Here is a 26722-nt window from a genome sequence, read left to right as displayed (position 1 = left end):
ATCTCTGTATTTAGCTCGTAGTGCGTTGTCTTCCAAGATAGCGCACTGCAAACCAGTGATGATTATTTGTGCTGACACAATTATCTGCAACTTTTTTTACTAACTCATCTTAATTAATTCCCTCACAAAGTAATGGAAAGCGTTCACCCATTAGACTACCCAGAGCCCCAACACTGTTTATGTATCAACCTCAATTGCCCATCGCCCAAAAGACCTTTCAAAGAACATCCTTGCCAAGCTTGTGGTTCTGATTTGCTTTTGAAGAGACGATATCGGGTAATCGATAAATTAATTCAACCCAGAAATAGAGAATGTAAGCTTTATGATGCGGTCGATATTAACAATGACAATAAGCTTAAAGTTATTAAAGTTTTATACACAGATAATGAGGAAGTAATCTCCCGATTTAACAGAGGTGCAGATGTTTTAATAAATCACTGGGTTTCAGGAATTCCTAAGGTAGATAAAGATGGATATTTCCATATTGAGTTTCCCAAAAATCAAACACTAGCTTATTGTTTGGTCATGGAGAAGATTGATGGCATGAATTTAGAGCAATTTTTGGAAAATCGAAATCATCTACCTATAACTGAAAAACAAGCAATTAATTGGTTGAAACAACTGACAATAATTTTACGCGACCTCCATGAAAAAAGCTTTTTTCATCGTGATATTAAACCATCAAACATTATGGTGAAAAATATCAATGAAGAATTAGTATTAATTGACCTTGATGCTGTTAGGGCTATTACTAAAGCTGTTTTGGATGGAAAAACTATCACTACAATTGGTACTGATGGTTACATGGCTCCAGAACAACGAGTAGGTAGAGCTATACCACAATCTGATTTTTATGCATTGGGGCGGACATTTGTGCATTTGTTAACTGGTAAAGCTCCAAATAGATTAGAGCAAAACCGTAATGGAACATTGCTTTGGCGTTCTATTGCGCCAAAATTATCAAAACCTTTTGCGGACTTAATCGATAGTTTAATGGATTGGTCTCCTAATAATCGTCCTAAAAATACAGCAGAAATTTTACAACGCTTAGAACAAATCGAGCGCAATTTAGAACTTCAACAACAAATTAAACAATTGCTAACCTTTAAGAAAGTTTCTGGGGTGGTGGTGCTTTTATTATTTACATTTCTAGTCTACAAAAGTATTAATCCAGAAGTTTCTCCTATAATAGCTCCAACTCCTTCTATACAGACACTAACCCCCACAACAACTCCCACCAAAACTCCTATAGCAACGCCTACATTCAATACAAAATGTAAAATACGTCAGGAAACAGGGGTACCACATGATAGCGCACTAGCCAAGGATGTAGTTGAAATTTTGCAAGATAAAAGGGCAGTCAGCAAAGATGAAGAAATCCGTAAGATTCAGCAATTCTATGTGAGACAGTTCAATTATTGCGACTTAAATATATATATACGTTTGTCTGACAAGAGTCTACCCAGTTCTACTCTAAAAAATACAATTGCGGATATGATTAAGAACCGCTTTGATTATGTTGGTAATATCAGAGTTGAACAGATGGAATAAAAGAAGAATTTCTGTATTTCTGAACTTACCTGCTGAGTTTTCTGTTAACGTACTTCATCACAATTCTCTGAAGAGTGAAATGTGTTTCACCTTCAGTCTTTTCAACTAACCCACGCCCAGTCAAAGATTTCATTGCGTCTGTAATTCCTTTTTTGTTAATCTGCTGTCGCAACTCGGTTAATAAAAGTGGCTGACCAGCAGAGGCTAGACTATACATTATCTCTTTTTCTAAATCTGATAAACGTTGAAATTGAGTGTCTATAAGATTATAGATATCATTAAAATCTAATGTTGCTTGGTCTAGAAAATTAGTAACACTACCACCAAATAATTCCTGAATCGTTCTAGCAACTATATTCAGTTTGAAAGGATTACTTTGGTAAAGTTTAATTAATTCAGTCAATCGGGATTCGGAACCAGAAAAGCCTTTCATTTTAAAAATTTCTTTAGCCGCTTCCTCATCTAAACCCTGTATTTGAAAGGATTTAACACACCTTGTATTATCTTCCAAAGATTGTATAATTTTAGGCTTTTCACGACTGATGAGTAACAAACAGCTTTGATGAGGTCTTTCTCCCACTTGTCTAAATAGCTTCTCATAATCCTCAAATCCTTGCCGATATTGCCCTATTAATTCCCTAGGTTGCAAAATTTCCTCTCCATCATCTAGCAACAACAAATAGCGATGACTAGATAAATAATTTATCAGTCTGGCTATTCGGATATTGATGTTGTCTGGTATATCTATATTTTCATCCTTCGAGAGTATCTTAAGCAAAGATCCCAGAAGTTCTGAAAGCGGTGGGGCATTTTTTAGCGATCGCCTGATGACATACTCAAAATTGTCATGAATATGTTCTTTTAACTTTAGCGCCAAAGAAGTCTTACCCATACCACCCATTCCCAGTAATGCTATGAGTCGGCATTTATCCTGCACAATCCATTGCTGGAGAGTGTTTAGTTCTTGTGTGCGTCCAAAGAAATGCGAAACATAATGTATATCTTCCTCATCTTGTACTTGTAGTTCACCCCCAGTTTCAGGTTGATCGGGTAACTGGGGGTCTATGACTTTTTTAGCTTTTCCTCAATTTCGTCCAACTCTTTCTCTAACTGTGAGATTTGAGTTTCCTCAGATTTTATTTGTTGCTGTAACTGGAATCTAACAGCTGTGTCTGCCTGAATTACATGATTTTTCCGCAATTGCTCCAACTTGTCTATTGTTAGCTGCCATTCTTCCTGAAGTCTATCTCGTCGCTGTTCTAAACGTTGTCGTTGTAAGTCTGTTAAGGTTCCAGAAGCAGCTGGTTGAGTTTCTAAAATGGGTTGCTCGTTTTTAGGTATTTGCTGAGAGCCCAAATCAATTTCATAGAACGACAAAGTGGTAACTCCATCTCCTGTTGTCCATCGGCCATCAGGCTTCCAAGCACCATTGACTTCTTCGCGTTTGCGGGTGTAAACCGTTAATTTATCGTTCTCTAACTTCAACAGCTGATATTGCCAGGGATAACCTGTGACCAATTCTCTGGTATGTGCGCCAAAAGTGCCCGCAGAAATCACCTCAATTTTTCTGCCTCCAATACTGCGATCATAACGGTAGAGAATGTTGTCTGCTTTATGGATGTGACCATGTAAAGCAAGACGGAACCCAGCTTCTGCTAACTGTTCCATAAAACCATGATCTTTAATGCGATCTTCTGAATTGCTGTTGAGGGGATGATGCCAAACAGCAATTTTCCGCCAGTTGTTGTATTCTGAATTTTGGCGAATTTTCTTCAGGGCATTACTTAGAGCATGGGGATTGATACTGGCTCGCTGTTTGTAGTAATGATCTAATTCCCATGCCGAATTTAGACCCAAAAAAAGTATTTTTTGCTCTGCAAGAGGATACAGTATGCCTTGGAGATCATCCGTTAAAGGATAGGGTTCTCCTGTGACATCTTCATAGAATTTACTGAAATAGTCAAATCGGTGTTTGTATTGCTCCTCGTCTCTAACTTCGATCGCATCTCCACCTTGATCAATAATCCGATTACTATCTACCGAACCTGAATAGTTCCTGCGTCGTACTAGTGTGTAAGCATCTTCCGAGAGAATCCAGTTGAGGTCGTGATTACCAGGAACAATCACAACATTCTGACGCTTGAGGGGAAATTCTTCACAAAAATTATCTAAAAAATTTTTAGCTGATGCATATTCTTCAGGAGTAGATTTGTTGGCAATATCACCAGAGAGAATTAAAGCATCAATACTCAAGCATTTGAGACCTCGCAGATCCTGTGCCAACTGACTTTGCCAGAGTTTGGCATCATTGAGAGTCCCAAAGTGCAGATCGGACAAATGGAGAATGTACATCCGTTGGATGAAGATTTAATCTAAATGTGATGATAATTATGACTTATTTATAATAATCTACACTTAGAAACAATCACTGACAGGACTTACGCAAAAATAACGTAAATCCGTCATTACGAGCGATAGCGACGTAATCTCCCCTGACGCTCTTATTGCTTCCCTACACTTCGTTTCGGTCGCAATGACATTATCAGCGTTGCGTAAGTCCTAACTCATTTGTGGGATTTGCCACTAGCAGTAGTGATCATTCGCGAATATTATATTTTCGCTCCCAAGAGCGTCTTTGCCTCTGAGCCTGGATATATTCTCGTTTTAAGCGTTTGATATTATTACCTTCAGCAAATAAACTATCGAGACCTACAACTTCTTCTTGAGGGAACACTCTGAGAGATTTGGAAACGTTAAAATCCGCGCCAGAGGTATCAGAGACAGCATATATCAAATAGCTAATGCCAATCCAGGCGATCGCACTGAATAAAAAGGTAAACACACCAACTACTACAATCCCAAATATTTGAGTCAATAAGAGATTTGCCCCACCACCAAAGAATAAACCACCTTTATCAAGACCAAAAAACTGTTTAGACCAACTGTAACTGCTAGGATCTTGGCTAAACAGCCCAACTGCTAAGGTTCCCCAAATTCCACATACAAGGTGAACGGGAACAGCACCTACTGGATCGTCAATTTGGCATTTATTTAAGAAAATTGCTGCATACACAACCAGTACGCCACCACAAAAACCAATAAAAGCCGCACTGGGAATATTTACAAACGCACAGGGAGCTGTGATACTCACACAACCTGCTAAGATGCCATTCACCATGAATGAGAGGCTAGGTTTCTCATAAAACTGCCAAGACCAAAAAGTGGCACCAATCGCACCCATTGCACCACCAATGAGAGTTACCAACAGCACATGAGCGATCGCTTGGGAATTAGCTGTTAGTGTTGATCCAGTGTTAAAACCAAACCACCCCAGCCACAGAATAAAGCAACCCAGAGTAGCACTACTGAGATTATGTGCCGGCATAGAAATGATTTTTTTGCCGTAAAAGGTTGTGTCTCGCCAAGTGCGTTTGTCATCTGGGTTAAATCTTCTATATTTTCCCAAACGTGGCTGTAATAATAAAATTCCCACCAAAGCAGCCCAGCCGCCAACTGAGTGAACTACGGTGGAACCAGCAAAATCTCTAAAACCCAGCTTGTAGAGAAAACCTCCTCCCCAAATCCAGTGACCAGTGATGGAATAAGTCAACACTAGTAAAAAACTGAAAGTGATAAATGCTGAGAACTTAATTCGTTCTGCAACAGCACCAGAAACAATGGTTGCAGCAGTACCAGCAAAGGTTAATTGAAAGAAAAATTTAGCAGTTAGTGGAATAGCTGCCCATTTTAAGGAGTTGAAAACTCCTTGATAATCTTTTCCTGTTAGAGGACTCAAGTCTGGTGGTAATAAAAAACCATTGGTACCGATGAAATCATTCCCATCACCAAACATGAACCCAAAACCTAAAACCCAATAAGCTACGGTGGCAATGGCAAATACAATCAGGTTTTTAGCTAGCACAGTGATGGCATTAGCACTGCGACAAAAACCAGATTCAACCATCGCAAAACCAGCGTTCATAAAGAACACTAAGCATCCTGTTAATAGTACCCACTGAGTATTTTCCGCAACTGCTGGATTATCTGTAAAAGGAGTAGCCGCAGTAGCACTAGATATCCACATCAGTGCGATCGCACTGACTACAAGTAAACAGGCATATTTTAAAAGCAAGCTTTTTTTTCGCCTTGCCTTCTGGCTTTCAGGTTGAGGCATAGAAAATAACAAGAGTTTGATAGATCAACTTGATTATTTAAGTTGTTAATTATTTATACCGCTTGGGAAATTACTTTTAATGTAAAAATTTCGACAATATTTTGCCGAATTAGAGTGATAATATATAATTTACAATACCCATTAGTCAAGCATTGGTGTGTAAATTAATCAAATATTTGTATTAAAGGTTACAGTTAATAACCCAAATTTTATGTATCGATAAAACTTCACAAAGTTACTACCTACTTTGTCTACCAATAACTACAGACTGCGGTAATTAAACTCAAATAAAATTTTTATTGATAAGTTGAAAAAATTCAAATTGTTAAATTAAGTAAAAACTTTTTTTATTCAAGATATATTCAATTAAAATTATCAAGCTTTTACATCGTCAACATTCAATAGTAAATATCTGTTTATAAAGTTTTTTAATTTTTTTACTACTTTATTTCCCGCATAATGGCAAGCTTCAACTCATTTGGCGACCCAGAACAGCAGAATTTTAATAACAAAGAATATTGCTTATGCATCAACCCAAACTGCCAAAATCCTCAAAGAAGTAAAGATGAGAGTCGTTGCCAATCTTGTGGTGCATCTTTATTGCTGAATGAAAAATATCGAATTATTGATGTATTGAAGGAAAGTAAAAATAAAGAATGTCAGCTATATAATGCTGTAGATATTAGCAATAAAAACCAGTTAAAAGTTATCAAAGTTTTATATAGCTATAATTCAGAAGCACTTACTCGCTTTAACAAAGGTGCTGATTTTTTAATCAATCATCGGTTGCCCGGGCTACCAAAAGTTCAAAAAGGTGGATATTTCCATATTGATTTTCCGAAAAATTTAACACCAGCATACGGCTTGGTGATGGAAAAAATTGATGGTAAAAATTTACAAGAATGGTTGAGTAATAAAACTAATTTACCTCTAACGCAGCAGAAAGCCATTCAATGGTTAGAACAACTGGTAACTATTATCAGCAGACTGCATCAACAACAGTTTTATCATCAAGATATTAAGCCCTCAAATATTATGCTGAGAAATCAACCGGAAGAGCTAATTTTAATTGATTTAGATAGTGTCACAACAATTAGCCAAGCATCTACAGCCACAGATTTAACCATCATTGGCAGTGGTTACCAAGCACCAGAGCAAGAAGCAGGAAACGCTGTACCACAATCAGATTTCTACGCTTTAGGTCGGACATTTGTGCATCTACTAACTGGCACCCATCCTCACAAATTTTCTAGAGATGATGTAGGAATATTACATTGGAGAAATAGTGCCAGACATATATCCAAAAACTTTGCAGATTTAATTGATAGACTTATGGAATTAGATTATCAAAAACGCCCACAAAATACAGCAGAGATTTTGCAGATTCTAGAAGAAATCAAACAAGATTTAGAACGTCAAAAGCATATTAAACAGTGGTTAAGCTTTAAAAAAGTTGTTGGTGTGATAGTAATTTTATCAGTTGCCGTGCTGGGATATATAGCGATTAAATCACCGTACCGTCCTCCTACTCCCGGAAATCAGCCTTCACCTGCAACCACAACTACATCAAATCCCAAATGTAAAATCCGTAAGGAAACTGGTACAACCGATGATAGCGCCCTGGCTTGGGATGCACGTCAAATTTTGCAAGATTATAAAGTCGTGAATAGCCAAGATTTAGAATTCCAGCAAATTCAAGATTTAAAAGTCACACAATTTAATTGCGACTTAAATATCTATATTAGATTGGTAAATAATAATGTAATCAGTTCCAGCCTCAAAAATAAAATTACCGAAATTTTGAAAAAGAATTTTGATTATGTGGGAACGATCAGAGTCATCCAAGCTCAATAAAAATCATGTTTTTTTGGATGATAAATATTTTTCCTGTAGATTGTAGATACATAAGGTAAAAAAATGATCCTATAACTCTTGTGGGGTGGGCAAGATGCCCGCTCCTCTTGATACCTGAAAGCGTTACCCTAGGTATATACAAAAAAATTACCTATGAAACCTGAAGAAATAGCGGGGACGCTGGCAGAATTATTTGGTAAAGCAGCAGTGAGTGCGATCGCACCTGGATCATGGCAAGTAGAAACTGAGAGTTTTCGGTTGTTGGTGCTACTCGCTGAAGATAATACCTGGTTGCGGGTACTATTGCCCATTGTGCCATTAGAAGCAGCCCAACAATTTTTAGAACAGTTTCTAGAAGCTAACTTTGATGACACCCAAGAGGTTCGCTACGCTTTATATGAAGGTGTAGTGTGGGGAGTATTTCAGCATAATAGCAGCACTTTGCTAACAGAGGATTTGTCTAGTGCGATCGCTAAACTCACATCTCTTTATGAAACTGGATTAAATGATGTCTTCAATCGACTAATTGAAAGCCGCATTCGACAAATTATTTTGGCTGCAAAACAGCAAGGACAATCCCTACACTCAACCATGCAAAATCTGGAACGTTTCTATACAGAAGGATTGTTAGGAGAAATTGAGCAAACCCCAGAAGCACGGGAACAAGTACTAGCTGTATGGCAATATCAATTAGAACGCTGGTGGCATCAAATAGAAGCATAGAAATTCAAAATTCAAAATGAATAACTGGTTAAAAACTTAACTTTTAAATCTAGTTTTGTTTTTTCATTTTTATACTTTAGCCTTTTCAATCTATGGACATAATTTCACTTCTCAAAGAAGACTATCAAAGATTCCCAGTGAATCAAACTTACAGCATTTATGCTCCAGATGTTTATTTTCAAGATGCTGTGTTTAAATTTCGTGGTGTAGAACGCTATAAGCTGATGATTAATTTCATTAAGGTTGCGTTTTTAAACCCCAAAATGGATTTACATGATATCCAATCTCTGGGAAACACCATTAAAACAGAGTGGACACTTAGCTGGAATAGCCCCTTACCGTGGAAACCAAGAATATCTATTTCCGGCTGGAGTGAATTACGTCTTAACTCTGAAGGTTTGATTGTTTCCCACATTGATTATTGGAACTGTTCGCGCTTGGATGTCATGAAGCAACATTTATTTGCTTTAAAAACTGCTAAGTAAGCTGCTCATTCAAATGTTGTGGACAAGTCCAAATCTCCAGATCAGCGATCGCAGCCATTATTCCCACCAAGCTGGATGATCCTCCAAAGCCATGTTTGGCAACTTTAGGCCCCTGGATGTGCAGCAACAGCATTTATTCCCTGCAAACAGTCGATAATAGAGATAGGTAAATAAATGTAAACAATTCTCAGGCAGGAAAAAATCATTCATGCGGGTAATTTTAATGACAGGCAAGGGTGGCGTTGGCAAAACCTCTGTAGCAGCGGCCACTGGACTCCGTTGTGCAGAATTGGGCTACCGCACACTTGTGTTGAGTACAGATCCCGCCCACTCCCTAGCGGATAGCTTTGATCTGGAATTGGGACACGCACCAAAAGCAATTCGCCCAAATTTGTGGGGTGCGGAACTAGATGCACTACAAGAACTAGAAGGAAACTGGGGTTCTGTGAAGCGTTACATTACCCAAGTTTTACAAGCTAGGGGTTTAGAAGGGGTACAAGCAGAAGAATTAGCCATTTTACCAGGCATGGATGAGATTTTTGGCTTGGTAAGAATGAAACGCCATTATGATGAAGGCGATTTTGAGGTCTTGATTATCGATTCTGCTCCTACAGGTACAGCATTGCGACTGCTGAGTTTACCGGAAGTCGGTGGTTGGTATATGCGCCGTTTTTACAAACCCTTCCAAAATATCTCTGTTGCACTTCGCCCTTTGGTTGAACCTCTATTTCGACCAATTGCTGGTTTTTCGCTACCAGATAAAGAGGTGATGGATGCTCCTTATGAGTTTTATGAACAAATTGAAGCTCTGGAGAAAGTATTAACGGACAACACTCAAACTTCAGTACGCTTAGTTACTAACCCTGAAAAAATGGTAATTAAAGAGTCTTTGCGGGCTCATGCCTATCTGAGTTTATATAATGTTGCCACCGATTTAGTAGTAGCTAATCGCATCATTCCTCCCGAAGTCAAAGATCCATTTTTTCAACGTTGGAAAGAAAATCAGCAGCAATATCGTCAGCAAATTTATGACGACTTTCACCCTTTACCTATCAAGGAAATACCCCTATTCTCAGAAGAAATGTGTGGTCTAGCAGCCTTAGAAAGATTGAAGGATACCCTTTATCAGGATGAAGATCCCACACAGGTTTATCACAAAGAAACAACTATTAGAGTTGTTCAAGAAAATAACCAATACAGTTTAGAACTGTATTTACCGGGGATTCCTAAAAATCAAGTTCAACTCAGCAAAAGTGGAGATGAACTAAATATTACGATTGGTAACCACCGCCGTAATTTAGTGTTGCCACAAGCGCTGGCAGCGCTCCAACCCTCAGGTGCAAAAATGGATGAAGATTATCTAAAAATCCGCTTTGCCTAATATGTAAAAGTTTAATTCTGCTGGCTCTATCAGCAGAATTAAATATTGTTAAGCGTTTTTAAGCACAATTCTCTTGATTAAGTATTTAACATGTATCTTCTTACACTATAGATAAGTATAATTTTTGATAAAGGCTTAATAGCCCCATGTTATTAATGATTTTTATTCTCTACAATTTTTAATAATCTTTTAAATATACCACACTTTGATAAATCGTAACTAGCAGCAATAAATTGGATTAAAAGTGCAGTAAACATCATATTTTTACTATAAAAAAATATGATGTTTTTTTAAATTTAAATCTAATTTATCAACAATTATTAGCCAGTAGTTTTACTGAAGACACATGAAACAATAAATTTAATAATATTTTCAGATATAGATATTTTTTAATTTTTAGTTTTTTTTCTGACCGAAAAATTATTTAAGTAAAAGCAATGACTCCGATCGCCAAACCAGACTCACGGGTAAACCTTGAGCAAGAAGGTTTATTACGCCGCATCACAGACCGTATTCGTCGCACCTTAAATTTGGAAGAAATCCTCAAAACGACAACAACGGAAGTGCGATCGCTACTGAGTACTGATAGGGTAATGATTTACAAGTTTCATGGCGATGGTAGCGGTCAGGTAATTGCTGAATCAATTTATCAAGATAGGCTACCCTCTCTTTTGGGGCTAAATTTTCCGGCGGATGATATACCGCTTTATGCTAGAGAACTGTTTGTTAAGTCACGAGTGCGTTCTATTGTTGATGTCGAGAAGCAGCAGATTGGTCACAGCTTTTTAACTCTTTTGGAATCAGGAGAAGCGATCGCAGAAGACATCTATTATCGCACTGTAGATTCTTGCCATCTCAAATACTTAAAAGCGATGGGAGTGGAGTGTTCTCTAGCAGCGCCAATTTTACATCAAGATCAACTTTGGGGTTTGTTGGTATCGCACCACTCCGCCAGCTTTGGGGTTGGCAAGCAGGAACTAGAAGCTGTACAGATGGTAGTAGATCAATTATCAGTAGCGATCGCTCAAAGTAATCTCCTCACCCAAGCCCATAACAAAGCCGAACGGGAAGCTAGTATTAACCGCATTGCAACTTTACTGCATTCATTGCCCACAATTGTATTACAGCCAGCTTTAGAAGAAGCTGTTGCTGCCTTCGGAGGTTCTGGTGGTCGGCTTTGTCTCAGACATAATGCTTTTAATTTCCAAAATAGTAGCTTTAAGCCCTTTGCAGAATGTTTAATTCCAGGAAGTGATTGTGTCAGGCTTTATATTTGCGGACAGCAACCTGTGATGCCACAACCAAATGTGTATCCGCTCATAGAGCAATATAATGTCTGGCAAGAACACTATGCATCTGGAAAATATGATGTCTGGGCAATTTCAGACATATATCAAGCACCTCATCTATTAACTGTACAAATTGCTTTTCAATCTACAAAAGTTCGCAGTATTTTGATGATTCCACTAGAATATCGTCAAGAATTAGTAGGTTATTTAAGTATTTTCCGCGATGAAATAGATACAGAAACCTTATGGGCGGGAAGATTGGATTCCGATCAAAGGCAAACTTACCCACGTTTATCTTTTGATGTCTGGCGCGAAACTAAAACAGCACAAGTGCAAAAATGGACTGTTGAAGAAATAGAAATAGCCAGAGAAATTGGTAAACATTTTGCTTCAGCAATTCAGCAATATGAACTATACCAACAGGTAGAAGCTTTCAATAGTAGCTTAGAAAAACAAGTTAGAAAGCGCACAGTTGAACTCAAAAAAGCATCGGAACAACAACAGACCGTGTTTGGTGTGATTGCCAAAATTCGCGAGTCTCTTGATACTAAAACTATTTTTCAAATTACGACTAAAGAAGTTTGTCAATTAATTAAAGCGGATCGCGTTTCTATTTACCGCTTTGATGCTGATTGGGGTGGTGAATTTGTTGGGGATTTTGAAGTTGCTAGCCCCCACTGGTCAAGTGCTTCCAAACTCGGAGTAAATACAATTTGGAATGACACCTTTTTACAAGATACACAAGGAGGACGCTACCGCTTTAACGAAACATTTGCGGTAGATAACATTTACCATCAAGGTTTTACTCAGTGTCATGTTGACAATTTAGAAGAGTATCAAATTTACGCTTTTGTACTTGCACCTATCTTTTTAGGACAAAAACTTTGGGGTTTACTAGCGACTTATCAACATTCTGGCCCTCGTCAATGGCTAGAATCGGAAGTGAACTTTCTCAGTCAGATAGCAGCGCAACTAGGAGTAGCACTCCAGCAGGCTGAGTTACTGACTCAAACACAGCAACAAGCAATAGTTTTGCGACAAGCAGCCGAACAACAACGAGTCTTGTTTGAAGTTGTCACAAAAATCCGCGAATCCCTCGACCTCAATGCTATTTTTCAAACTGCGACTCAAGAAATTTGCCAATCGTTACAAACAGATAGGGTAGCTGTTTACCAATTTCTCCCAGATTGGAGTGGTGAATTTATTGCTGAGTTTGTTGTTGCAGGTTGGGAAAAGCTAGTAGGTGGAACCATCCCCTCATTTTGGCAAGATACTTATTTGCAAGAAACCCAAGGCGGACGATATCGCTACAATGAAACCTTTGCAGTCAATGACATCTATCAGGTAGGGCATAGTGAATGTCATATTGAGTGTTTAGAGCTGTATCAAGTTAAAGCCTATGCGATCGCACCTATTTTTATTGGGCAAAAACTTTGGGGTTTACTAGCGGCTTATCAAAACTCTGCACCCCGCCACTGGGAACTCTCAGAAATTCAATTTTTAGCCCAAATTGCCAATCAGCTGGGGGTAGCACTGCAACAAGTTGATTTACTGTTGCAAACGCAGCAGCAAACAGAACAACTAACTCAAGCCCTGCACGAGTTACAAGAAACCCAAACCCAACTCATTCAAACTGAGAAGATGTCCTCACTAGGACAACTAGTTGCAGGTGTCGCCCATGAAATTAATAACCCTGTCAACTTTATTTCTGGTAACTTGCTCCACGTCAGCCAATATGCTGAAGATTTACTCAGTATGTTGCAACTCTATCAACAGCAAGTCTCAAATCTTAGCCCTGAGATGCAGGAGAGGGCTGAAGAGATTGATTTAGAATTCATCATAGCAGATTTGCCCAAAACCCTCTCTTCCATGAAAGTAGGCATTGATCGCATCCGTCAAATTGTCTTAGGTTTAAGGAATTTCTCTCGCCTCGATGAGGCGGAAATGAAAGCGGTTAATATTCATGAAGGTATTGATAATACTCTGCTAATTTTGCAACATCGCCTGAAAGCAAAACCAGACAAATCTGCGATTGAGATAGTCAAAAAGTACAGCGATTTACCCTTAATAGAGTGTTACGCCGGACAATTGAATCAGGTATTTATGAATGTCTTGAACAATGCGATCGATGCTCTAGAGGATGAACGTGAATCAATATCCAAACCAGATAAGGGACTAATTACTATCTACACGTCTATTGGCGAAATGAAGGGCAATATTAAAAGTGTAGTAATTCGCATTGTTGACAATGGCCCTGGAATCCCAGAAGCTTTAAGATCCCGAATTTGTGATCCCTTTTTTACTACTAAGCCAGTAGGAAAGGGTACTGGTTTAGGATTATCAATTAGTTATAAGATTGTTGTAGATAAACATGGTGGCATATTTAATTGTGAATCTCAGGCAGGTTTAGGTACAGAGTTCTGGATTGAAATTCCTATTGATCAAAATAGCCATCATCATATTTAGAATTGATTAATAAAAGGTATTTTGGTAGTGGACTGACACGCCTAAAATGAGGCATTAGATTTGATGAAATGAACCGCAGATAAACAAGGCAGTGCGTTGGACGGGTTCCCCGACTTGTTCGCGTAGCGTCTCCCCTTGGGAGAAGCAACTGCCGTGCCGATAAACGCGGATGAAATGAATTTTTTCTATTGCACCAAATGAGCTGTGTCAGTCCAGTAGGGTGTGTTACGCCGTAGGCTAACGCACCTTGTATTATTAATAGTGCTTTAGTGCGTTGCACTGCGTGACAACACACCCTACTAGATTTGAATTTAAATTTTTTGAAAATACCTGTTATATTATGTCCGGTTGAACACTTATCATATCTGTGAAGGTTGGTAATGGGTAATGGGAAAGAAAAATACAGTTTACCAATTCCCAATTACCAACAAGACCAACCATATCATAAGTAATTAGCTGGACTTGAGATTAATTTCTCAACTGCACTGGCATAGCTAAATAGGTCATTTTCAAACCACCTAGCGGTGTAAAAATCACTGGCGTTAAGCTCTGATTGAGATGCATTTGCACTTCGGAAGCCGGCAATTCTTTCAATCCTTCCATGAGATATTTGATATTAAAAGCAATATCTATATTTTCTCCGGATATCTGTGCTGGCATGGATTCTCTACCGCTACCTACATCTTGAGCTTCACAAGATAAAGTAATTTCTTGCTGAGAGCTATCAATGCTAACTTTCACAATATTATTCTTTTGATCGGCTAGTACGGCAATTCGTTCTAGAGTGCTTAAGAATTGTCTGCGATCAATAGTTACCTGTCGCTCAAATTGACGCGGTATCAGTTGCCGATAAGCTGGATATTGACCTTCTAATGTGCGGCTAGTGAGGCGTTGATTTTTCCAAGCAAACACCACTTGACCTTGATCCAAATATAAAGCCACAGGCTCATCATCAGAGGAACTATGAGGTAACATCCGCTGGAGTTCGCGTAAGGCTCTAGCTGGTACTGTGACTTCTAGCTGGCTACTACCTTCAATTGGACGTTCATTAGTAGTTTCTACTACTGCTAACCGATGTCCATCAGTAGCAGCAAATTCTAAGGTATCTTGTTTAACTGTCAGATGAACTCCGGTGAGTACCTGCTTAGTTTCATCACCACTGGTAGCAAATAATGAGCCTTTTAATCCCTCAATTAACGCCGCAGCTGTTAATTGCAGTGGTTCAGTATCTTCAATAATCGGTAATTCGGGAAACTCTTCCGCCCCCATTGCCCGTACTTGGTAATGTCCACTCTTGGGTGTGAGCGTCATAATTATACCTTCTCCGCCAGAGGTTACTGATTCATCGTCTAGAGTAATTTCTCCCTCTGGTAGACGGGAGGTGATGTCTACCAGAATTTTGGCAGGAAGTGCGATCGCGCCTCCTTCCCATACCTCAGCATTAAAGCTAGTGCGGATACCCAAGCTGAGATCGAAGGCGGTGAGGCTTACTTGGTTAGTTTGTGCATCTGCTTGTAGCAGTACGTTAGCAAGTATGGGATGTGTCGGACGTGAGGGTACAGCACGGCTAACAAGTGAAAGATTTGTACTAAGGTCGCTTTGGGCGCAAACTAATTTCATGGTGAGATTCAGCTTGTGAGTGTCTATAGTACCACTCTAGAAATATTTTTAGTACATGATTACCAAGCAGCTTTGATTCTAAAACTGCCAGGTAGATTGGTAAAACACAATTTAAAACCGTCCCTGACTAGCAAGAACGGCAAGCGATCAATTATTTATCAGTTAATCAAAGAATTTGACAAACGCTTTAGTACGCGTAGTCTACGCAGGAATAACTTGAGCAATCAGCGAACGTTTATCGAGTGATTGAACTTTACCTACTTCACTCAAATCGCTGACAATGCGTTCTAATAGTTCTCCAGCTTTGTCACGATATTGATTTTCTCGGCCTCGTAAACGAATGGCAAACTTCACTGAATCGCCTTTACTCAACCATGTTAGTGCTTGCTGAATGCGTAAGTTGTAATCAGCGACACCAACATTTGGGCGGAGTCTAACTTCCTTGACTGTTGGCCTAGCACTCTGTCCTTGACGCTTTTTCTTTTGATACTGAAGCTTGCCATAGTTAAGTATCTTGGCAACTGGAGCGTCTTTGCCCTCGGAAACTAAAACTAGGTCAAGCTCTACACTCTGCGCTATTTGTAGAGCTTCAGATGTATCTACTAAACCGCGATTGTTATTTTCATGGTCAATCAAGAAGACTTGAGGTGCCTTGATTTGTGAGTTAATTAGTTGCTTTTGGACTGCGATAATGGTTTCCTCTCTGTTTTTCAATACTTTGCAAGTGCAAGTACTGCTAATGTAACACAACCTCACTAAGAACTAAGATGTGGTAAACCCATACTTTCTTACTTGGTTACATAACCACACATATCAAATGTGTAGAATTATCTCGCAGTTCACACAAAGCCTAACCTCTAGCTCCTTTAAGGTAGCCAATATGGATCGAATCCGTTGAGGGGAAGCTTTTCGGGCTTGATATCCGCAGTAGTAGTGTCAGCGATTGGTAATAACGGCATTAACCATAGGTCACTAGTGGCGATCGCTTCGCCATCATCAGTTTTTAAAGTATTGCCTGATAATGGTGCATTAACTTCCTGGGCTACTACTTGGTCAAATAATAAACCTAAACCATCAGGCGATAAATTCATGTGTACATTTCGCTGGGCGATGGGCAACACTAATAGGGGTTTTTGTTGTGCGGTTTTCAGATCAATTGCTACTACATAGGGTTGTTCTATGTATTGTTCTTTGGAAACCAACTGTGTGAGCAAGCAGTAAAGGGTTGGGGAAGACGGATCAAATTGGCAATTGAGAATTGAACCTGTGGTTTTTAACAAGGGTTTTTGAGTACCTTGGTTAGTCACCAAAAATAAATCTCTGGTGTAATCTGTATTGAATTTGACCATTGCTGCTTGCGAGCCATCTTTGGAAAAAGCTTGAACTAACCCAAACTGCGGCAGAAAATCTAAAGGTTTAGTCGCATCCCCTTCTATAGGTAAAATTGCTGCTCCTGCGCCTTGGGCAACTGCTACAGCTTTACTATCAGGGGTAATCATAAAATCTCCCCCAGGCTGGCTTTTTAAGGGTTTAGCAGTGGGTTTTTCTCCAGATTTAGTGGTTGTAGGCATTACCCACAGCCCAAAGTCACCAGGATTAGATTTGTTTCCGCGCTGGATAACAATCGTTTCTCCGTCTGGCGATAAGTCAAATTTAAGGTTTTGATAGGTTTTATTATCTAAAACTAAGTCAACTCTGCCGGGTGATTCTGGTTCTTGATCCGCTTGGCTAGCAATTCCTGTTGTGACTGTGTAAAGTTGGGCCGAAAGTAAATCTTGGTCATTGGTAGTACGAGCCGAAAATAGAATTTTCTCCCCATTGGGAAATGGCTCAAAGTCCATGACAACTAAATCTTTAGGGGTGAGTACCTTTTTTTGCTCTTGGGTTAAGTTGTAGAGAATTAACCGCCCCTTTTCTTCAGGATTAACTCCTATATAAATAATGGCGCGATCGCGGGTACGAAATGCACCTGTAAACGGCTGGACTAGCCTGTTACTACTTTCTTGGGAAGCAAATTTATCTTTTGCTCCTTGTAATTGGACTTTATAATTCGTGCCATAGGGTGCTGGTGTCAAAAGTGTATAAACCATCCGCCGCCCTGCCCAACTTATTTTCCCAGCCAGGGGCGGCTCAATTTTTAAGTTATCCTCTACACTTTTGATATCCATTGGGCGGCTAAAGGTGAGGGTGAAGGAAACATCTTCTGAGCCAATTTGCTGATTCTGCCAGGTAAAAGTTCGCACTTTCGGCTTGACGGCATCACCTTGCCAGATGATTAACCCAATTAGCAAACTGATTAGCAGCATCAGTGCGATCGCGACGCGATCCAGTGGTTGAATGAATGCTTTGGATGTAGTCATGTTTCAGAGCAAGGGTCAAATGTCAATAAACATAAGGATTTTTGGGTTGCGGAATCGTTTTCACAGAACTAGCCGCGATAGTTAGTTGGCGTTTACCAGAGAGAGTTTCTGTGATCATTTGCCCTTCTACTTCTAACCAGGTATCAGCTGGGTACTGATTGTTAGGGTCTGCTAATTTCACTGGCAAACCAGCTGGGTAGGCATCTGCAGCGCAGCAGGTGAGGATAAATCTTGCTAAGAAAATATATTCTTTCCCTAAATCTGGTGGGTGAATGACAAATCCTTGTACCTTGGCTTTTTGACCAGTATATGCATCTGGTTCTGGATAAACATTGAGCGTGCGAACCCAGTCCACAAGCGATCGCTCTTCTGGGCGAACAGTAGCGCGAAATGCTTGGGGTTTGACACGTGTAGTTCCCAAGGAATCAACGGTGATACCTCGTTGCAGGGCTTTGTCACTAGCAAAGACTTGCGGTGTAATGATGAAACCCAAAATGGCTGCTGTCAACAGCAAAGCACTTCCCCATCCAGGGGGAAATATATTTAGGTGCATAGCGTTGGTAACATTATCTCGTCGCCGTCGCCGCAACAGTTGCCCAGCTTTTAAGAAACCGACAATTTGTAAAGCGATACCACCCGCAATTGCTAACCAGAAGTAATCGGGGTGAATCAATAAGTTAAGTTTGCCTGTAGCCCAGTATTTGAGAATTAAAATTCCCCAAGCTGTAATTGCTAATACATCCAGCCAAGGCATTAATAAATTTCGGAGTTTAACTGTAGGATTTGGGTTGGAATTCATGGGAAATGGTCAAGGGTCAAGCAATTTTAGATTTGCGATTTTGCGGAAAGTTGCGTGCGGGGGTTCCCCCCGTTGAGCAAACTTTCCAAGACGGATTTTAGATTGACTACACCCATCAAGGGATGCAGCAGGGAGAATTTTAGATTTTAGATTTGCGATTTTGGATTCCAATCTAAAATCCAAAATTGAAAATTGTTTTCAATGCCCAATGCCCAATGCCCCATGCCCAATTTGATGAAATTTTTGACATTGGACTCTTGACTAATTTATTTACATGACGTGTAAATTCAAAAACAAGGTGAACAGAAATGTTAATAGTCCTGCTAGAGCAAATAGATAAAATAAAGCTTTAGCTTTAAAGATTGATAACATCAACCCCACACCTTTAATGTCAATCATGGGGCCAAAGACAAGAAAAGCTAGCAGGGAACCACTAGTAAAAGTAGAAGCAAAAGACAGCGCAAAGAAAGAATCTACTGTGGAGCAAATTGACACAGCTGCTGCTAATACCAACATTGCCACAATTGAAGTAATCGGGCCAGCACCCAGACCAAGGATAATTTCTCTTGGTGCTAGTACTTGAATAGCAGCTGCGATCGCACTACCTAACACCATCACTGCGCCTAACTCGCGCAATTCTTGGATAATGTTATCTAATAACAACCGCAGTTTATCTGGTAGAGGTTTATTGCTATTAGATAATGCTGGAGTTTCTGGCATTAAATTACTATCTATGCGAGTAGTCATACCCGCTTTTCCACCTAATAAATAGGTTCCAGATTTTAACAAACTAGAACCTGTGTTGTTTTGTTGTGGTGGAGAACGTCTACCACGCTTGTTCACTTCTGGCTGTGCGGGAGGATTAAACTTGAGGTAACGTGCGATCGCAGGTTGTACAATCGGACTCAAGTCTTTTTGAAAGCTGAATACAATACCGATAATTGTGGCGATCAATAAAGAAAATACGACTCGTAACACCACGATTTCTGGCTGATCGCGAAATGCTGTCCAAGTTGACCAAATAACTATCGGGTTAATTGTCGGTGCTGCTAGGAGAAAACCAATTGCCACTGGTGTCGGAACTCCCTGCATAAGTAAGCGCCGCGCCACTGGCACATTACCGCACTCACATACCGGAAACAAAAAGCCGATTGTACTACCAAATAAAGCTCCCAGTATGGGATTTTTGGGCATTTTTTCGACCAGTTTGCGCTCATCTACAAAAAATAGCAACAAGCTGGAGAATAAAACTCCCAGAAGCAAAAAAGGAATCGCCTCGACTAGCAGACTCAGAAAAATAGTGAAACCATTGTTCAGTTGATTCATGGGCCTCGCAGTCAAAAGCAGTTTGGAGTTTTTAGGTTATGCCTAGTCATTCTATCGGAATGGGGATCAAAAGCAGATCGGGACAATTTAAGCTCATTTTAGTCAAAAGTTGATATGGGATTTATATTAACGCTTCAGCGTTAGAAAGCAACTGTTACTTTGAAGATACTTATGTTTACTTGAGTGTATTTACGGATGCTGACTACTATGTAAGAATATCAAACCCGATCTATGGTTCCAATATTCTCGAGTAATCACTTAATGTACTACATTTAATTGGCTATGTTTATAGTTAATGCAATTTAGCAGGTTGGTGTGTTGTCTTGGGCAGATTTTTATCAAGAGTTTACAGTATTTAAACAATTGGGGATCGCAATTAATAGCAATTGCTTTAGGGGTTTGTACAGTTCAGGCAACATTTTTGACTGTCAGGTACGCTGGAATTTCTGAAGTTGCATAGTACTCAGCGAAGATTACTTAGTTATTAAGTTGTAAATCATAGCTAAAGCTAGGGTATTGAGTAAAGATGGGTAGAGGCTAAAATGTTAGCGTATTCATTGCCAGTTTTTATACCAATCAGAGTGTCAAGTGCCACAAAATTTCAGTACCCAAATATCAGCACCATTTCTATCGCAAGGTAGCGATCGCGATCTCGATTTAGATTCTACCCTCAAGGATCTGTCAATGTATGACTTCCAAGTGGATATTAGCTGTATGTCTGTGGAAGTTGCCCAGTTTTTTGAAAAATATCCTTTGCTACCAGGAGCTATCTTACTAGACGATGGAAAGTTCATCGGGATGATTTCGCGGCGGCGACTTCTAGAATTTTGGATTCATCCCCAAGGACAAGAATTATTTTTGCAACAACCATTAAGTATTCTCTATAGCTATGCCCGTACCACGATTTTACAATTGCCTGATACGACACCAATTTTGACAGCGATGCAACTTACCTTAAGGCGATCGTCTGAACTTTTGGCAGAACCATTGGTGGTACAAACGGCACCCGATACTTATAAATTATTGGATGTACATGAAGTAAATCTGGCGGCTTGGCAAATTCGCGGCATTGAAACTCAAGTACGTTATGAACGCAGCCAAACTCAAATGATTCAAATTGATAAAATGGCGAGTTTGGGGCGTTTAGTTGATGGCGTAGCCCACGAAATTTTAGACCCCGTCAGTTTTATTTGGGGTAATTTAACTTATGTTTCTAACTATAGTCAGGATTTGCTCAAACTCATAGCCGCTTACGACCAAGAATTATCTCCTACTCCCAATTATATTAATCATCTTAAGGAAGAAATTGAATTTGATTTTTTAGAAGAAGATTTAACCAAATCCCTGGCTAGTATTCGCACTGGGGCTGAAAGATTAAAAAAACTAGTCACTAGTTTACAAAACTTTTGCCATATTGATGAAGTTTATCCGAAACCGGGAGATTTACATGCCTGTTTAGATAGTATTGTTTTATTAATTAATAGCCGAATTCATGGCGAAATTGAAATAGTCAAAAACTATGGACATTTACCGCCAGTATATTGTTTTATGGGGCAATTAAGCCAAGTATTTATGAATATTTTTACTGAATCTATAGATACATTGCTCAATGAAACAGTGCGGCAGGAGTTTCATCCAGAAATAACAAAAAGTAATGACAAACCCCAGATTGAAATTACTACCAAAATTATTACACAAGAAGCTACTAAACCAGGCTCTCCAGATTCTCGCTGGGTTTCAATTTCTATTGCTGACAATGGCCCGGGAATGTCACCCACATTGCAACAACAAATTATTGATTCTTTTTCAGTAGAAAAACGCGCTGATAAAGCTACTAGTTTAGCTGTGAGTTATCGAATTATTACTGCTAAACATGGAGGTAAATTAAATTTTCATTCCCATCTCGGTCAGGGTACAGAATTTCAGGTATTGCTACCCTTACTTTAATCAAAATAATCTTGATAATATCTATAGTTAGCCATTCCAGGTGTGTTATTCTCCGGCATAACACACCCTTTATTTTGAAATCCATCATTCATAATTTAGTTACGACGGTAAAAATGTAACCTGCCAAAACCCAAAAATTGGCTATGAGATTTTTCACCTTGAGGAAATGCAGTCACCCCAAAGAGATAAACGCCATCAAATTGTGGGTTTTGCCTAGCTTGTAAACCAATCGTAATCTTTTTACCTGGAGATACTGGTGGGTTAAAAGCAATTGAGACTGTTTGAGTTTTTTGATCGCTGCTAATATCTTTTAACTCTAGTTTTTGTCCCTCTTGAGATTCTGTTCCTTCAAAAGCGATACTTTTATCTAGCTGAAAGCGAATGTATTCTAAACCCTCGCGCTGTTGGATGGTAATTTTTTGTAATGGTTCGCCAGCATTTTCTGGCAGGTTAATCGTAAAGTAATAAACTGCGCCTGGTTCACTAACTCGATTGTATGTAGTTGAAGCTTTCAGCAAGCTTGGTGGTTGGGTAAAATATGCGGTTCTGGTTCCAGCAGTGGGCGATAAAGTTGGCGATGGGGTGATCACAAGAGATGTAATTGGCGAAGCTGCAGGAGTTGTGATTGGTGTTGTACTTGTCGGTAGTGGTGAAGATTTACCTGCTGAAGTTGCCACATTATTACCACCAACAGCATTAAAGGCAAATGAACCAACTAAAGAAGAAGATTCCCAAGGAGTTTGTTTACCACCAGTCTGTTTTAATACATCTGCTCTGACTTGCTTAAACATTTGCTCCACATCTAAATTGGGAGTTTTCATGTGTTGCAACAACGCTGTAGTATAAGGGCTATTGCGACCTTCGCCATCTAAAGCAGTTTTCCCTGGTGAAGTAGCGTAAGCAATTAATGTACCTTTAACTGTCTGTGTAAGTGGTGCTAAACCGCGCTGCAAAGAACGCCATTTGCGCCCAAAAGGATTATTACGGCAAGCATCTAAAATAATGATATTGACATCGTTAGATGCATCTTCCATAACATTTAGTAATTTACCCACAGGTAGAGATTCATATCGCACATCTTGTTCTCTTTCTAGACGTGCATCTATGGGAATTAAATAATTCTCTCCATCTACTTGAGTTCCATGTCCGGCATAGTAAAACAATCCTGTGCCACCTTGACGTAAGTTGCGATTAAAATTATCAATCGCTTGTTCCATTTGCCGCAAATCTGCATCTTTGAGGAGTGTCACCTCAAATCCTAATTTACGTAAAGAATTAGCAATATCTGTAGCATCATTGATGGGGTTGGCTAATTCCGTTGCGAGTTTGTATTTAGAATTACCAATTACCAGTGCTGTGCGGTATTCTTTTTGCATTGCCAAGCGATTTTGGGCAATTAACTCACCCATGACGTTTTTCAGCTTGTCATCCATCACTGAATTATCGCTGGCAACTGGCAAGTTATTAGCAACATTGATGATTTTCTCTTCAGTGGTCGCTATCCATTCATCAGAAGCGAACTCGGGAATTGTCCAGATTTTTTTGACTATTAAAATTGATGCTAGCGGTAACAGCAGTGCTGTGGTTGTTAATAAGAGTAGCCATTTTCGACGTAACATTTTGTTACTTCTCTCTTAAGAGTGAGGTCAAATTCAAAAAAATTGACTATTCATTATATCAGTGTAATTCTATGTGATACCACTTTTAAAAAAGAATGTGACAAATAAATGAAGTAGGGGTGCAAAGCTTTGCATTCCTATAAATTATTCATGCATTGCAAAGATTTCGTGAATTGGTATCAGCTATACAATTAATATTTGATTTCTGAAATATGGCTATAGAAGCTCGTAGGATGTGTTAGCCTTTGGCGTAACGCATCCTAGATTTACCTGAATTAGCAATTACCAATTATTTGCTTGCAGCAACTTTTCACCACGTTGAAAAATCTCACGGGCATAGTCTGTCCAAGTACCTTGTCCCCAATAACGAAAACAGCTAGTTTGTAGCAATAAGTTATGTAAGAGAAGGTGGCGGTAATTTGATTTTTTAGTCAGAGATGCTGGTGATTGGGTTGCTAATAATTCATTGACTTTTTCATGAAATGCACTACTTAATTGATACATAGGAGATAAGACATTTTCATATCCTTTCACCCAACTGATATGATTTGTCCATGAGGCTCCATCCATATGAAAATTGGGATTATTTTGCTTTAATTCCAAAATGGCATTCTCTACAGCTTCGGGTTGCACATTATCTGGTGAAACCCTTTCCCAAATATAATGTTGTCCCACTGGCTGACAAGTGGGATAATCTTCGGGTTGACAACCAGCAGCCGCGATTAATTCTAAATATTCCGTACCACACATTCCCACTACACCAGTTTTACCTCCACCGTGATTTACCATATCCCACCAAGCTTGGTTGAAGGCACTGGGAAATTCATTCATCATCACACCGCCATTTTCACCATCTCCGATTTGGCTGACAATGGGTGGTATTAAGACATTTCCTAGTTGCTGTTTAGATAAAGTTTTGGCTTCATAGTAAGGTTGCATTTGACCTACTAATTTCGTATCCGAACCTTGGGTTTTAATTAAAGCAGTAATACTAATTGTTTCGCCTTGGGAATTGCGGGCAATTAAACGATGTGGTAAATGTTTGTGGATCAGAGATTGACCGTTAATTGTTTCTACACTATGTTCTTGAACAAGTAACCAACGGTAACCACATTCTTTCAGTGCTTTGACAAAAGCAAAAAAAGTATCAGGGTGATTTGGCAGATGCATTTCTGGTGGAGAAAATCCTTTAACTCTTGCTAGCGCTTCCCAACCAAAAATGGCAGCAAAATGCTGTTGCCATGCCACTATTTGTAATTTAATATCTGCTATGGGGGTGGAAGGAATCACAGCATGACTCCACATCGTACCCAACCACTCTACATAAGGTTGATAAGTGCGATCGCAAGTAATACGCTTGAGGTTATCAATAATATCGCTGCGTCCCATTTGCCTCAATCCCCAGAACAGATTCCCTGAGTAATCCAACATCACGCGGGGATTGCAACCTTGGCTGACGAGTTCGGGAATAAAATCTCCCATACGGCTGTAACAATAGGCAAAAGGCCCGGCATTATGATTATCCCCTTCTCCAGGATGCTCAAACATATATTGCAGATTACTGATCAATCCGCCATCATAGCCAGCCGGGATAGTTGGCTGATGCATATGTAAAGCGATCGCAAATCCAGCGTTAATATCTTCTAAGCGGAGATTCGTTTTTGGTAAGAAAACAGGCTCATTATGATTCACTACTGAGAGAACCTCTGTTTCCCAACCAGAAATATTCGGTAAACCATCTATAATTTCGGGCAAAGCGGGGAGAGTCTCAGGCAAAGTCTGCATTTCTGGTTGCTCCGAAAATAGGGTAATAGGTTGTGACGCTAAACTTGCATAATTACTGGTGAGGCGATCGCGAGTCAAGAGTTCAGAGTCAAAAGTCAAACTTACTCAACACTCAGTAATGTTTCCACGCAAGTGTTAAACCAATTGGTAATGCTGAAAGTCTCTCAGCCTCTAGATTTAAACCTTTGTTCAGTAGGGTGTGTTGTCGCGTAGCGCAACGCACCACCAAACATTCAAGGTGCTTGAGCCTAGAGAGAAGTGAATAGCCAAATTTACTCAGCACTTTTTTCGCTCAGGTATTAGCTTGCTTATTTGGAGCGTCCCAAGGCTGTATAACCTGACTCGCGATTATTCCTCTGCTCGGTATAACTATAAATATTTTGAAGCTCTGCCTCATGGGGTTGAGGCAGAGCGTCCTGTAGGGCGTTACCAGGTGGGGCCTGGTAACGAGGGGAACAGGGGGTAGAGATTTTTATTGTACCAAAAAATTTCTATTGTTCCAATGTACTGGGAATAAGTTTTCTAAGTTGTTTGTATGGCTGTTTGCTTTTTGGCGCTGAAGGGGTAGTCACAGTTAAAATTATCTCTAGCAACCAAGGTGCAAGGCGTTGACACCATACTGCTAGATGACTTTGCCATCCTACTAAAATTTCTGGTGAGTCTCTTTGCAATCCTGAGACAAGCGTTTGCGCTACTTTCTGAGGAGTTGAGGGAATTACCCAGCGAAATAATTGAAAGTTCCGCACCATGTCTGTGTCTGTGAGGGAAGGAAGTAATGCTTTTACCTGAATATTGTATGGTGCTAGCTCATGGCGCAAAGCTTGGGTAAATCCTAAAATGGCGAATTTTGTGGCTGAATATGTCGCCATTGTCGGTGCAGCAATTTTGCCCATCAAGCTGGATACATTCACAATTGTCCCTTGTCTTTGGCTAGCCATGCGCCGTGCTACAAGACTAGTCAAGTTGTACATTCCCATTAAATTAACGGAAATTTCCTCTTGAACTTGGGGAAGTTTAGATTGCAAAAACGAATTCTGATAAGCAACTCCGGCACAATTAACTAGTAGATGTATAGGGCCATAATTACGCCAAAGTTGAGCAACAGCAATATTTACTTCTACTGTTTGCGTCAAATCGATTGCTAAAGTTGAAACTTCTGTACCTAGTGCAGAGATTTCCTCTGCAACCTCAGCTAACTTTTGGCGATCGCGCGCTATGAGTATAACTCGCTTGATGCCTTGCTGTGCTAATTCTAGAGCGATCGCACGTCCAATACCACGGGAAGCCCCAGTAATTAAGGCAACTTTACCTTGAATCTTCATAAATTTTTACCTCCAAAATGT

18 protein-coding genes and 1 pseudogene are annotated in these 26722 nt (G+C 39.6%); 7 read left to right on the top strand and 12 right to left on the bottom strand.

The annotated features are described in order from the left end of the window. Positions 1-132 precede the first annotated feature (132 nt). Complete coding sequence (locus HGR01_RS17185) at positions 133-1551, top strand: serine/threonine-protein kinase (protein ID WP_052335148.1); 1419 nt, start codon at positions 133-135, stop codon at positions 1549-1551. Positions 1552-1576: 25 nt separating this feature from the next. Here HGR01_RS17185 and HGR01_RS17180 read toward each other — a convergent pair whose 3' ends face one another. The 3 genes from HGR01_RS17180 to HGR01_RS17170 all read right to left on the bottom strand — a co-directional run bounded on the left by HGR01_RS17180 (position 1577) and on the right by HGR01_RS17170 (position 5725). Next, positions 1577-2551, bottom strand: coding sequence for an NB-ARC domain-containing protein (locus HGR01_RS17180; protein WP_255325201.1), 975 nt, complete (start codon positions 2549-2551; stop codon positions 1577-1579). Between the two features lie 62 nt (positions 2552-2613). Beyond that, a complete protein-coding gene (locus tag HGR01_RS17175) occupies positions 2614-3903 on the bottom strand; it encodes a metallophosphoesterase (protein WP_045869787.1) in 1290 nt (429 codons plus the stop codon). Between the two features lie 244 nt (positions 3904-4147). Continuing rightward, positions 4148-5725: an ammonium transporter gene (locus HGR01_RS17170; protein ID WP_052335149.1), complete on the bottom strand. Its 1578-nt coding sequence runs from the start codon at positions 5723-5725 to the stop codon at positions 4148-4150. A gap of 459 nt (positions 5726-6184) precedes the next feature. On the opposite strand from HGR01_RS17170, the gene HGR01_RS17165 reads away from it, so the two are divergent. The 5 genes from HGR01_RS17165 (at position 6185) to HGR01_RS17145 (ending at position 13923) form a co-directional block, all read left to right on the top strand. Then, positions 6185-7579: a serine/threonine protein kinase gene (locus HGR01_RS17165; RefSeq protein WP_052335150.1), complete on the top strand. Its 1395-nt coding sequence runs from the start codon at positions 6185-6187 to the stop codon at positions 7577-7579. Between the two features lie 153 nt (positions 7580-7732). Beyond that, entirely contained in the window at positions 7733-8302 is a 570-nt protein-coding gene (locus HGR01_RS17160; protein ID WP_045869788.1) for a hypothetical protein, read from the top strand. 92 nt (positions 8303-8394) lie between these two features. After that, on the top strand, positions 8395-8787 hold the full coding sequence (locus HGR01_RS17155; protein WP_045869789.1) for a DUF2358 domain-containing protein: 393 nt from the start codon (positions 8395-8397) through the stop codon (positions 8785-8787). Positions 8788-8995: 208 nt separating this feature from the next. After that, positions 8996-10168, top strand: a complete 1173-nt coding sequence (locus HGR01_RS17150) for a TRC40/GET3/ArsA family transport-energizing ATPase (protein WP_045869790.1) — start codon at positions 8996-8998, stop codon at positions 10166-10168. A 437-nt stretch (positions 10169-10605) separates the two neighbouring features. Beyond that, complete coding sequence (locus HGR01_RS17145) at positions 10606-13923, top strand: GAF domain-containing protein (protein WP_045869791.1); 3318 nt, start codon at positions 10606-10608, stop codon at positions 13921-13923. 468 nt (positions 13924-14391) lie between these two features. Here the strand turns inward: HGR01_RS17145 and dnaN are convergent, their stop codons facing one another. The 5 genes from dnaN to HGR01_RS17120 all read right to left on the bottom strand — a co-directional run bounded on the left by dnaN (position 14392) and on the right by HGR01_RS17120 (position 20028). Then, the gene (gene dnaN, locus HGR01_RS17140) at positions 14392-15543 is read right to left on the bottom strand and encodes a DNA polymerase III subunit beta (protein ID WP_045869792.1); all 1152 of its coding nucleotides are present in this window, start codon (positions 15541-15543) and stop codon (positions 14392-14394) included. Positions 15544-15744: 201 nt separating this feature from the next. Next, complete coding sequence (gene infC, locus HGR01_RS17135) at positions 15745-16257, bottom strand: translation initiation factor IF-3 (protein WP_081583981.1); 513 nt, start codon at positions 16255-16257, stop codon at positions 15745-15747. Between the two features lie 152 nt (positions 16258-16409). Then, complete coding sequence (locus tag HGR01_RS17130; protein ID WP_045869793.1) at positions 16410-17903, bottom strand: Ig-like domain-containing protein; 1494 nt, start codon at positions 17901-17903, stop codon at positions 16410-16412. 22 nt (positions 17904-17925) lie between these two features. After that, on the bottom strand, positions 17926-18702 hold the full coding sequence (locus HGR01_RS17125; RefSeq protein WP_045869794.1) for a TIGR03943 family putative permease subunit: 777 nt from the start codon (positions 18700-18702) through the stop codon (positions 17926-17928). A 270-nt stretch (positions 18703-18972) separates the two neighbouring features. Further along, complete coding sequence (locus tag HGR01_RS17120) at positions 18973-20028, bottom strand: permease (protein WP_045869795.1); 1056 nt, start codon at positions 20026-20028, stop codon at positions 18973-18975. Between the two features lie 588 nt (positions 20029-20616). Between HGR01_RS17120 and HGR01_RS17115 the strand changes: the two genes are divergently transcribed. Further along, positions 20617-21975 carry a sensor histidine kinase gene (locus HGR01_RS17115; RefSeq protein WP_045869796.1) on the top strand — a complete coding sequence of 453 codons (1359 nt, stop codon included), beginning with the start codon at positions 20617-20619 and terminating at the stop codon, positions 21973-21975. 95 nt (positions 21976-22070) lie between these two features. Here HGR01_RS17115 and HGR01_RS17110 read toward each other — a convergent pair whose 3' ends face one another. The 4 genes and pseudogenes from HGR01_RS17110 to HGR01_RS17095 all read right to left on the bottom strand — a co-directional run bounded on the left by HGR01_RS17110 (position 22071) and on the right by HGR01_RS17095 (position 26701). Further along, on the bottom strand, positions 22071-22565 hold the full coding sequence (locus HGR01_RS17110; protein WP_235623043.1) for a DUF2808 domain-containing protein: 495 nt from the start codon (positions 22563-22565) through the stop codon (positions 22071-22073). A gap of 180 nt (positions 22566-22745) precedes the next feature. Then, positions 22746-23351 (bottom strand): annotated as a pseudogene (locus HGR01_RS17105) (caspase family protein); the annotation flags it as partial. A gap of 525 nt (positions 23352-23876) precedes the next feature. Beyond that, entirely contained in the window at positions 23877-25379 is a 1503-nt protein-coding gene (locus HGR01_RS17100; RefSeq protein ID WP_045870111.1) for a glycosyl hydrolase family 57, read from the bottom strand. Positions 25380-25870: 491 nt separating this feature from the next. Then, positions 25871-26701: an SDR family NAD(P)-dependent oxidoreductase gene (locus tag HGR01_RS17095; RefSeq protein WP_045869797.1), complete on the bottom strand. Its 831-nt coding sequence runs from the start codon at positions 26699-26701 to the stop codon at positions 25871-25873. Between the last annotated feature and the right edge of the window lie 21 nt (positions 26702-26722).

Origin of the sequence: Tolypothrix sp. PCC 7712 (assembly GCF_025860405.1) — a bacterium.
In the GTDB taxonomy this organism is placed as follows: Bacteria; Cyanobacteriota; Cyanobacteriia; order Cyanobacteriales; family Nostocaceae; genus Aulosira; species Aulosira diplosiphon.
This window is presented reverse-complemented; position numbering and strand designations above follow the sequence as displayed.